This is a genomic window from Acaryochloris sp. IP29b_bin.148 (assembly GCF_028285565.1).
Lineage (GTDB): Bacteria > Cyanobacteriota > Cyanobacteriia > Thermosynechococcales > Thermosynechococcaceae > Acaryochloris.
Genome location: NZ_JANQOY010000251.1, coordinates 1 through 10,540, shown reverse-complemented (window position 1 = coordinate 10,540; position 10,540 = coordinate 1). Strand labels below are relative to the sequence as shown.

The 10,540-nt window shown below is 51.6% G+C and carries 10 protein-coding genes; 5 read left to right on the top strand and 5 right to left on the bottom strand.

The genetic code is table 11. The features are described from left to right. Positions 1 to 346: 346 nt before the first annotated feature. A complete protein-coding gene (locus Q0986_RS22790; RefSeq protein ID WP_299416625.1) occupies positions 347 to 958 on the bottom strand; it encodes a dienelactone hydrolase family protein in 612 nt (203 codons plus the stop codon). 69 nt (positions 959 to 1,027) lie between these two features. Here Q0986_RS22790 and Q0986_RS22785 point away from each other — a divergent pair, with 69 nt between their 5' ends. Beyond that, the gene (locus Q0986_RS22785; RefSeq protein WP_299416621.1) at positions 1,028 to 3,082 is read left to right on the top strand and encodes a protein kinase; all 2,055 of its coding nucleotides are present in this window, start codon (positions 1,028 to 1,030) and stop codon (positions 3,080 to 3,082) included. A gap of 34 nt (positions 3,083 to 3,116) precedes the next feature. On the opposite strand, the gene Q0986_RS22780 is transcribed toward Q0986_RS22785, so the two are convergent. Together Q0986_RS22780 and Q0986_RS22775 are read right to left on the bottom strand one after the other, a co-directional pair. Beyond that, a complete protein-coding gene (locus Q0986_RS22780) occupies positions 3,117 to 3,659 on the bottom strand; it encodes a DUF721 domain-containing protein (RefSeq protein ID WP_299416618.1) in 543 nt (180 codons plus the stop codon). A gap of 58 nt (positions 3,660 to 3,717) precedes the next feature. After that, positions 3,718 to 4,548, bottom strand: a complete 831-nt coding sequence (locus Q0986_RS22775) for a tetratricopeptide repeat protein (protein ID WP_366918669.1) — start codon at positions 4,546 to 4,548, stop codon at positions 3,718 to 3,720. A 265-nt stretch (positions 4,549 to 4,813) separates the two neighbouring features. Between Q0986_RS22775 and pyrH the strand changes: the two genes are divergently transcribed. Genes pyrH through Q0986_RS22755 form a run of 4 tightly spaced genes read left to right on the top strand, consistent with a single transcriptional unit; the run spans position 4,814 to position 8,696 of the window. Then, positions 4,814 to 5,542 carry a UMP kinase gene (gene pyrH / locus Q0986_RS22770; protein WP_299416615.1) on the top strand — a complete coding sequence of 243 codons (729 nt, stop codon included), beginning with the start codon at positions 4,814 to 4,816 and terminating at the stop codon, positions 5,540 to 5,542. Further along, positions 5,529 to 6,077: a ribosome recycling factor gene (gene frr / locus Q0986_RS22765; RefSeq protein ID WP_299416612.1), complete on the top strand. Its 549-nt coding sequence runs from the start codon at positions 5,529 to 5,531 to the stop codon at positions 6,075 to 6,077. The genes pyrH and frr overlap by 14 nt, the downstream gene beginning before the upstream one ends. Before the next feature lies 1 nt (position 6,078). Then, positions 6,079 to 7,209 carry a geranylgeranyl reductase family protein gene (locus Q0986_RS22760; protein WP_299416609.1) on the top strand — a complete coding sequence of 377 codons (1,131 nt, stop codon included), beginning with the start codon at positions 6,079 to 6,081 and terminating at the stop codon, positions 7,207 to 7,209. A gap of 44 nt (positions 7,210 to 7,253) precedes the next feature. Beyond that, on the top strand, positions 7,254 to 8,696 hold the full coding sequence (locus tag Q0986_RS22755; RefSeq protein WP_299416606.1) for a YdiU family protein: 1,443 nt from the start codon (positions 7,254 to 7,256) through the stop codon (positions 8,694 to 8,696). Positions 8,697 to 8,700: 4 nt separating this feature from the next. On the opposite strand, the gene Q0986_RS22750 is transcribed toward Q0986_RS22755, so the two are convergent. Both Q0986_RS22750 and psbN read right to left on the bottom strand, forming a co-directional pair. Beyond that, positions 8,701 to 10,254 carry a phosphate ABC transporter substrate-binding/OmpA family protein gene (locus Q0986_RS22750; RefSeq protein ID WP_299416603.1) on the bottom strand — a complete coding sequence of 518 codons (1,554 nt, stop codon included), beginning with the start codon at positions 10,252 to 10,254 and terminating at the stop codon, positions 8,701 to 8,703. A gap of 87 nt (positions 10,255 to 10,341) precedes the next feature. After that, positions 10,342 to 10,482 carry a photosystem II reaction center protein PsbN gene (gene psbN / locus Q0986_RS22745; RefSeq protein ID WP_299416600.1) on the bottom strand — a complete coding sequence of 47 codons (141 nt, stop codon included), beginning with the start codon at positions 10,480 to 10,482 and terminating at the stop codon, positions 10,342 to 10,344. Positions 10,483 to 10,540: the final 58 nt, after the last annotated feature.

Here is a 10,540-nt window from a genome sequence, read left to right as displayed (position 1 = left end):
CAACCACCTCAATGATCTCTAGGCCGATAACGTTATCCACGCAAAGATTCCTCCTAAATGCCTGACTGTGTCTTGCGTCTGTGTCTTAAAGTAACTGCTCTATATTTGTTTTTGTATCTTTAAGTACCAGTTTACAAGTCTATCAGACCGCTGCTACACGCTTATAGGGGATTTTTCGAGGAGTTGATATTCCAGTGGCGTTTATGGCGCTATCCGCCCTTGGATCGAGGCTGAACCCAGCCCTGGCAAAGCCGGAATAGGCGGTCGGTTGCTCCATCCTCAACTGACCCCAACGCGAGTTCTCGGACTGGCGAGCATGTTAGGACAACATCACACGGCCTCCCCTTCACCCAGGCAACGTTGTGATAAAGGTCTGGATTAACGCCAGGACGGCAGGACTAATTTCATGGGCTATGGGCATTTCATGGTACTGAACCGCTACACCTGCAGTCCGTAAAGCTTGCTCTGCACTTTGCGCTGCACTCAAGGGCACCACCGGATCCTGTTGGCCATGAACCATCAGGATAGGGGGTGAGGCGTTCCCAAATAATGGCGTTACTGATGAATGTAAATAACCACTCAAGCAGATTAATCCGGCTAGGGGGAGGCGAGCCCCCAGGTCTAAGGTCATCGCGCCGCCTTGGGAGAAGCCCACCAGGACGATCCGCTCTAGGGGAACCCCGGTTTCGGTGGCCAGGGATGGCAACCACTCCAACAGTAGTTGTCGGCTTTCCGGCAGGCCAGCTTGGGTATTTAAGTCGTACCACATATACCCCTCAGGCACCTGAGGATGCGGCAAGGGCGCGTTAGGAAAACAAAATTGATAGGTGGGCAAGCTCAGATAGGGGGCCAGCGAAGCGAGGTCTTGGGCATTGGATCCCCAGCCGTGCAGAGCCACCAATAGACCCACGGGCGGTTGGCCTGTGGTTGGTGCTAGAGTGATTACCGAGAGTGACACAGCTTATGCTTTTCCAAAGAAACCCCCTTCATTGTTTCACACCCTTCGTTAACCGCTGAGATCCATCCCATGTTAGGACGCAAACTGGCCGGACGCTACTCCGTTGTCAAACCTTTAGCTGAAGGAGGATTTGGCGAAACCTTTTTGGCTGAAGACACCCATTTGCCAGATTCCCCCCAATGTGTGGTTAAGAAGTTGAAAACGGGCTCTCATGAACCCGCTTTACTCCAAACAGTGCGCCGGTTATTTGATTCGGAGGCAAAGGTCCTCCATCAACTGGGTGATCATCCACAAATCCCTCGTCTCCTCGCTCACTTTGAAGATGGTGAAGAATTTTACCTAGCGGAAGAATACATTGAAGGGGAAAGCCTAGCCGATAAGTTAAAACCCGGTGAGCAGCTGGATGAAGAAACGGTGATTCAGCTACTCCACGACATTCTGGAAGTGTTGTCTTTTGTCCATGATCAACAGGTGATTCATCGGGATATTAAGCCCTCCAATTTGATTCGTCGACAGAGTGATGGCAAGCTGGTTCTGATCGATTTCGGTGCAGTGAAGCAGGTCACCACCCAGCTAGCAGAGTCCGCCACTCAAATGCCACGGACAGTCCTGATTGGCACCTCTGGATATATGCCGAGCGAACAATTCCGAGGACAGCCTCGCCTCTGTAGTGATGTCTATGCCGTCGGAGTCATCGCTATTCAAGCTTTAACGGGATTGCGGCCCTCCTTCGGCGAAATACCAGAGGATGATAGTACCGGTGAGCTGGCTTGGCGCGATCGCGTATCCGTATCCCCGGCCTTTGCCACATTGCTGGAGAAACTGGTGCTTTACGACTATCGTCAGCGATATCGTTCAGCCACCGATGCTTTATTAGCAGTTCAGACCCTGGTGACCGCCAGGCAGGCTGAGACGTCGCCCGCGGTCAATCCGATTGAATCTCTTCCTGAGACCGTGGTTAATCTTCGTCATGGCAATCCAGCACCATCCCCCGCCGCGATCCCAGCCAACACCGTTCAGCAAGTCAACACCGCTCAGCAGCTAGCAACCACGGCTCAACAAACCCTAGGCAATCCTGCGACCACCCCCACCACACCTCAGGGGGCTCATACGCATTCCCAGCTTGCAGGAACGGCTGCGCAACCGAATGGCTCTTCCCCGACGACCCCGCAAGGAGACCGTCCCAGCCCGGCTACTGGGGACACACCGTCCCACACGGTCGTGGCCTCTCCCCAAGCTTCGGCTCATAAAATGGTGCGGTTTAGTCGGACCAACGCCTTAACAGCAGGGGTGATCGCTTTACTGATGGGCGGTACTGCTTTAGCCTTCACCTCTCCCCATCTGCAATCCGTTTGTACCGTTTTAAATAACTGCTCGCAGGATCTCCAGTTTCAAGCCACCTTTGAGCAGGCGATGGAGGAGGCGAAGTCGGCTCAAAGCCGCTATCAAGATGCCAAAACCATTGCAGATATCCAGGCAGCTCAAAAGCAGATGGATGAAGCCATTGCTGAGATGAATAAGATTCCCAAAAACGTCAAAATTTACCCCAAAGCCAAACAGGCAATCAGCACCTACCAAGCCGAACATAAAGCCATGTCGACCCGCATCGAAAAAGAGACGAAAGCGGGCGAAACCTTTAAAAAAGCCAATACCATTGCCCAAGCGGTGCAAAAGAAGACCAAAGACGACGATTCCATATCAACCCTGGATCAACACAAGGCAGAATGGCAAAAAGCACTCAAGCTGATCCAAGAGGTGCCCAAGGATACCTTTATTGCTCCTCAAGCTGAGGCCAAACGGCAAGACTTTGATAAGCAACTGAAAGCGTTGAATGAACAACGCCAACAGAAGGTTGCGGCGGCAGCCGCCGCCCAACGTAAATTGGAGGCTGCTCGATCCGTCCCAGCGGCCTCGACGCCAGCGCGATCAAGCCCAACCTACGTGCCCCCTCAGCAATCCACCTCTGTTGCCCCCCGACCGGCTCCGGCTCCAGCTCCCGTTAGAAGTGCCCCAGCCCCGGCTCCGGCCCCAGCACCCGCCCCGGCTCCCGCACCTCAAAGACAAGAACCCTTATGGGGGGCAGGATCCTCAGATCAACCCGCAGGTGGAGAGCCCTTATGGTAATTCTGAGTGCGCTGCATATGCGGTGCGAGAGGGGCTACGGTTCCACTCGTACTGCGCAGAGACTACAGACAGACCATCGTTGAAGCTCAGCTGAGGGAGTTGGGCACTGACAAAGGGGACAAGCTGGATATCCCTGAGATCGCTGGTGAAGTGCCTTCATCCATCGCTCATAAGCGATGTTGGGATCAGAGCTGATCTCACCAGAAGACATGGACAAGGTGGGCAGTAAACTGGCCGGTGTGATCGAGGGTGGCACAGCGGGCCGACGGGCTGTGTTGGACCGCCTAGGCCAGCGGCTGTTGGAAAACCGGATATCGGTCAAGGCGTGCTCTGTGCGATCATTAAGCTTACTGAGGATACGGGTCCGCTCAAAGGCTAAGTTTTGAGTCCAAGCCGCACTAGAGGTGGCCACTAGTAGCACGTTCTGAGCAGTAATTTGAATCGGTTGGGCTTGGGCCGCAACGGCTGGCCCGACCACCTGAGACCAGGCATCTAATAAACGCATAAATGCTTGTTCATGCTGCCAGTGGGTCTGCTTTAAGGTGGATAACACCTGCTGAACGGGTTCTAGGGACATAGCCAACGCCAGAGAATAAAGAGGAGTTTGAGAGCAGAAGGGTTGCAGGTGGCACGGATTATGACTCAGATCTTTTCTGACCCGCTAGACTGAGAAAGTTTTCTAGATCAGCAATCAAAGTCGGAGGCCACCGCCGAATATCGACTAACCAGGTTGTATCTTTATAGCGCGAATCTAAACCAATCGCAGCAACCCAGTTACTCTCGGCTTCGCCGATCTGTCCCTGCTTCCACAATGCTGCGGTCAATGCAGCCCGCATATCGGCAAATTGAGGATATTTACGAATTAGATTGCGCATGGAGCGAATGGCTTCATCCTGCTCACCGGTTTGGTAGAGCGCTAAGGCGTAGTTGCCTTGGGCAAAGGCAAACTGGGGAAGTAAGGTGATGGCCTTCTGATAATCGGGGATGGCAGCCTCCCAATTGCCTTGGCCTGCTTTGGCGTTGCCACGGTTGTTGTAGGCGGCTGCATCTTTGGGATTCAGCTCTAAGACTTTGTTGTAATCTGCGATCGCAGCCTCCCAATTCATCAGGCCTTCTTGAACAGTCCCTCGGTTAAGATAGGCATCGGGCTGATCAGGCGCCAATTCGACCGAGCGGTCATAATCTGCTAAGGCCGCTGCAAAATGTCCTTGACTCACCTTGGCATTGCCCCGGTTACTCCAAATCGCTGGATTTTGGGGCAACAATTCAAGGGCATCGGTCCAATATTGTTCTGCGGCTGCAAAATCACCCGTATTGGTCGCCTCCATAGCGTTGTTGAACAACTCTTCCACCTGGGTTTCGATCTCAGCGGTATAGGGAGGAGGCGATGCGGGATCGGTCGCAGCGAAAGCCGGAAGGGTGGCATAGGAGAACGCAATACCGAGCAGCAAGAGTAGCACACCCAACCGTCTCAATATCCAGGGAAAAAGGGACCTTATTCTTAACACACTTATCCTCAAAACTAGGCAGCTGTTTTAACCGTAGCTTCTTTACTCAATCATGGGGTTGGATGACGTTGCTGACCAAAATTAGGAATGGCAGCTAGTACCCTTGGCATCATCGTTCAGGCTATTTCGGGAAATTTGAATAAAATCAGTTTAGCCAACCGCCTGAGCCCTAATCCTGCTATCTTAATTGGGGAGCAATTTGCGTTATTACAGTCATCATTGCATGGGGAATACCTATCAGCGGGTCCTACTAAAGCTAAGCGGTGAAGCCCTGATGGGGAGTTTACCCTACGGTATTGATCCTACTATTGTTCAAGGCATTGCTGAAGAAATTGCCGATGTCACCCGCCAAGGCATCCAAATGGCCATTGTGGTGGGCGGCGGTAATATTTTTCGTGGGGTGAAAGGGGCTGCAGCGGGCATGGACCGGGCGACCGCCGACTACATTGGCATGATCGCAACGGTGATGAATGCCATGACCTTGCAAGATGCCCTTGAGCAAATGGATATACCGACCCGTGTGCAAACCGCGATTTCGATGCAAGAATTGGCAGAACCCTATATTCGTCGTCGGGCCATGCGCCATTTAGAAAAAGGGCGGGTGGTTGTTTTTGGCGCTGGGTCTGGCAATCCCTTCTTCACGACCGATACCACCGCTGCGTTGCGGGCGGCTGAAATCGATGCCGACATCATCATGAAGGCCACTAAGGTCGATGGGGTATACGATGCAGATCCCAAAATTAATCCCGATGCCCGACGCTATCAAAGCTTGACCTACGGACATGTTCTTACCCATGACTTAAAGGTAATGGACAGCACTGCGATCGCACTCTGCAAAGACAACGACATTCCGATTTTGGTCTTCGATCTATCCGTTTCTGGAAATATTCGACGGGCCCTATTGGGCGAGTCTATTGGCACTATCGTGGGAGGTTCTTGTGAAGTTAGCTGAGGCCGAAACTTTAATGCAAAAGTCTGTTGAGGCCATGAATCGGTCCCTCAACACAATTCGAACGGGGCGGGCCAATGCCGCTTTACTGGATCGAATTACCGTGGAGTATTACGGCACTGAGACCCCGTTACGGTCTTTAGCGACCATTAGCACCCCAGACGCCAGTACGATCACTATTCAACCCTTTGACCCGAGTAGCTTGACGGATATCGAAAAATCCATTTCCCTCTCCGATGTGGGGTTAGTTCCCAATAATGACGGATCGGCGATTCGCCTCAATATTCCGCCTTTAACCGAAGAACGCCGCAAGGACTTTGTGAAAATGGCGGGCAAAATTGCTGAAGAAGGAAAGGTCGCCGTCCGTAATATTCGCCGAGATGCCATTGATACGGCCCGCAAGCAAGGCAAAAGTGGTGATATCTCCGAAGATGAATCGAAGGATCTACAAGATAAGATTCAAGGGTTGACCGATAAATTTACCAGCCAAATTGATAAGATTTTGGCTGAGAAGGAAAAAGAAATCACCACGGTTTAATATGTTTGATTGCATTATTGTCGGGGCGGGGCCAGCAGGCGGAACCGCAGCCTATCACCTTGCCAAGAAAGGTCACTCTGTCCTGGTGTTAGAGAAGGAATCCTTGCCGCGCTATAAACCCTGTGGTGGCGGTGTATCGCCAGTGGTGGCGGAATGGTTTGACTTTGATTTCTCTCCCGCCATTTCCTTGAAGGTAAAGACCGTTCGCTACACCTGGAATATGGAAGATGTGGTGCTCGCAGATTTACAGACCCCAGAACCCATCTGGATGGTGCGCCGCGATATTTTTGATCATTTTCTGATTCAGCAAGCCCAAAAGCAGGGGGCAGAACTGCGAGACAACACAGAAGTCAAAGGGATTGAATTTCAATCCGATCATTGGCAGGTCAACACAGCGAATGGCCCTGTATCTGGGAAATATTTAATTGCAGCAGATGGGGCCAAAGGGCCGATGGCCAGATGGTTAGGCTTTAAAGAGCGTAAACGCCAACTGGGTGGCGCACTAGAAGCCGAAGCGATGACAGAGATTGAAAATCCTGAAACCGTTCATTTTGAATTTGGCCTAGTTAAAAACGGCTATATCTGGAACTTTCCTAAAGCAGATGGCTATTCCATCGGCATTGGGGCTTTCCGGGGTGGGGCACGCCAAGACCTGCGCGCGATCGTCACAGAATATTCCAAGATGTTTGACGTTGATTTTAAATCCATTCGCCAGCATGGCCATCCGCTCTGTCTATGGAACGGCGACCAAACCCTTCATACTCAAAATGCCCTGCTAGCAGGTGAGGCAGCCTGTGTGGTCGATCCCTTTACTGCCGAGGGTATTCGCCCTTCCATGTTTAGTGGACTCAAAGCCTCTGAAGCCATTGATGCCGCTTTGGCTGGGCAAGACGACGCCCTGGAAAAGTATTCTGAGGTGATTGCCACTGAATGGGGCAGTGATATGAAGTGGGCCCAACGACTCGCGGGCGTGTTTTACCGGGTGCCCAAGTTTGGCTATCAAATTGGGGTGAAGCGTCCCAGTGCTACCCGGAGAATGGGCCAGCTCCTCTCAGGTGAAGTCGGGTATAAAGATGTGGCCAATAATGCCATTCAGCGATTGAGCAAGGGCATGATTCCGGGTGCGGGCTGAGATGGATTTATCCTCCTCTTGCTTCAGGGGCACCTGATTAACCCATGTCGAACTCATCTACAACAAATCTGCTACTCAGCTTAGCGTTTGAACCGGCCTTCGAAGCCCTGGGAGACGGCTTTTATGACCCAGTAGTAGCGGCAGAGTTTCCACATCATGTCTTGCGCTTTCGGAACGACGATGTGTTGGGCCAAATGGGGCTAGAGGCCCCACAGGTCACCGACATCGATTTTGTGGAAGCCTATGGTCAATTTCAAAGCCGAGACCCTTTGTTGGCGATGGGCTATCACGGCTATCAGTTTGGCGACTACAACCCCCGCTTGGGGGATGGGCGAGGATTTTTATACGGTCAGATCCGCGGCATGGATGGGGCGCTTTATGATCTGGGTACCAAGGGATCGGGAACCACTCCCTATTCTCGCAGCGCTGATGGTCGCTTAACCCTCAAAGGGGGCGTGCGGGAAGTATTGGCCGCAGAAGCATTACACCATTTGGGGGTGCACACCTCTCGCTGTTTGAGTTTGATTGAGACGGGAGAATCCCTGTGGCGGGGAGATGAACCCTCGCCCACCCGCTCATCGGTGATGGTGCGGTTTAGTCGCTCCCATATTCGGTTTGGCACCTTTGAACGGTTGCTGGCATTGCAGCGACCCGACTTAATCCAAACCTTACTGGATCATGTGATCCAGTATTACTATCCCCATTTATGGCAGCAGCCGAATGCCTATACCCGCTTCTATGCAGAGCTGGTCCAGCGAACAGCAGCATTAGTGGCCCAATGGATGTCGGTTGGCTTTTGCCATGCCGTCCTCAATACGGACAATATGTCGATCACAGGGGAAAGCTTTGACTATGGGCCTTACGCTTTTATTCAAACCCTTGATCCAAACTTTACCGCTGCCTATTTCGATCATTTTCGGCGCTACAGCTATGGTAACCAACCGACGATGTGTCACTGGAATCTGGAGATGTTGCAGCGTCCGTTGGTCGCTGTTATTCCCCAGGCAGACTTAGATGTAGGGCTGGAAACCTTTAAGACCCATTACTATTCCGCCTATCGCCAGCTGATGCTGCGGAAACTGGGGTTTGAGCCTACGGATATCCCCGAAGCTGAGGATTTGCTAGTACAGACGTTAGATTTTTTGCAGCGATCGCAAGTCGGATACCATGACTTCTTTGCCGAATTGCGATTGCAGTTTCAAGCCACCTGGCGCGTCGATCCAGGCCATATTTTTAGCGAGTCAGAGCTGTTGAGTTCACCGCAATGGCAAGCACAGTTAGAGCAATGGCGACAGCTTTATCACCGCTTACTCCAGCACTATCCTGAGACTGAAATGGCTGCGATCGCCCAGCGATTGCAGCACAATCCCCTGACCGTAATCACACGTCCCCAAATTGAAGCCATTTGGGAGCCGATCGTGGCAGAGGATGATTGGCAGCCCTTCTATGACCTGCTGCAAAAACTGCGTCAGCCATCGCTCGATTGATGACTCAGCTAATGCGGACCAACCGAATTTCAGTCCGTTGATTGCGAGCATCCGCAGGTGGAATCCCCGGTAGGGGCGTACTAAATCCTTTTCCCTCGGCTTGAATGGTTTGTTGAATACCCTGTTGCTTCAGGTATTGAACGACGACTTGAGCCCGTTGTTGGCTCAGCCTTTGATTCAAACTGGCGGACCCTGTTTTAGAAGTATGGCCAATAACTCGAACCGCGACGGTATCGGGGTTAAATTCCGTAATCTCCTTAGATAGCTGATCTAGGGTTTGACGCCCTGTGGTGGTTAAAGTCGCTGCACCGACCGCAAACTTCACTTCCCCCCGTACTTTGAGATTGCCAATACTGGGAGCAGATTTAATATCAGTAGCAGGTTGCTGAGAGGCTGTTGATGAGGAAGCCTTCCCTTCCAGCTTTTTCGCCAGCTCAGGATTATCAGTCCGCACAATATTGATTAACTTTTTCGTATTATCAGCCGCTTGACTCACAAACTGAGAATCATAAAACTGTGCAGGATCATCAGGGACCTGAGTTAAATTGCCAGACAGCACTAAAACAGCAGCCGTTGCCGTAATTCGCTGGTTCAGCATTTTTTGCTGCATCCAGCTTTGAGTTTCCAAAGCGGTGAAGAAGTTAATCCCCTTGAGAACAGTATCCGCGTCTGCAGCAGATAGCTCCCCATCTTTAGCAATCTGCTCCTGTATTTGGGAGGTATTGCTAATCCCAGATTCAATCCGCCGATAATACGCGGCTAAAAACGCAGAAATTTGTTCCGGCTGGGACTGAATCACGGTGTCAGCAGCCACTAAGACATCCACGATGGTATTCGGCGCGTCTTTGCTGGAGAGAACAACGGTGTGACCTCGCTTGCGAGCTTGGGAAACGAAGGGTTCCCAAAGCACTGCGATCGCAATATTCTCTTTGGGGTCCTGCATCCGCTGCCAAGCTTGAGAGGAATCCTCCACCTTGATCACCCGAAAATCAGCAAGATTAAAGGCATCAAACTTAGCGTCTAGGACCAGCGACAAATATTCACTGGGCGTATCGCCTGCATAAACAATGGCATATTGCTTCGGCTGCCCTTGTTGAACCAGTTGACTGAGATTAATGAGGGAATTGAGCTGAGGAAACTGGCGGGTATTCAGCACCACTGCATCAGCCCCCACCGTCCGATCGATCAGGCCGACGATTTTGCCCTGTGGCTTCTGCTTGAGGAACTGATCGAGCGTCGTCACAATAAAATCAGCTTGGCCTTTTTGCAGCGCCTCAGCCCGCTGGGATTGGTCAAACTCATCCGCATACTCTAGACGAATGCCAGGTTCTCCTAAGGCCTGTTTAAACCCGTCATCTCGAAACGTGCTGTAGCCGCTAAAGGTATCCCCCAGGATCTTAAAGGTTCCTTGAGCACGCCTAGAGCCGCTATTCGACTGGCCTAGCAAACTGGGCAGTAAGTCTGGGGCCGTATTTTGCAACAGCCAAAGCCCACCTGCACTCAAGCCAACGGTCAGACCTAAGGATACGAGGATGGCGAGATTTTTATTTTGAGGCATTGAATCACTCTAGAGGTGCCACCACGGGCTATCCTAACAAGCGTGTTTGTTTAACCCAAGACCTGTTCTAATGGCAAGGGGGGCGTATTAGTCTTCATGCTCTTCGAAGGGATCAGCGAGTCTTTTTGAAGGAGGACCAAAAGCGGTATAGAGGGAAACTGCAGTAAAGGCAATGGTTACAGCCAATATGCTTATGATAAGAACTGTTGCAGGGTCAGAAAATTGCATTTTTTTATGAGTATCTTTCCTTTATAATATTACGATAAGTTAAAAAATAGTGTTGTTT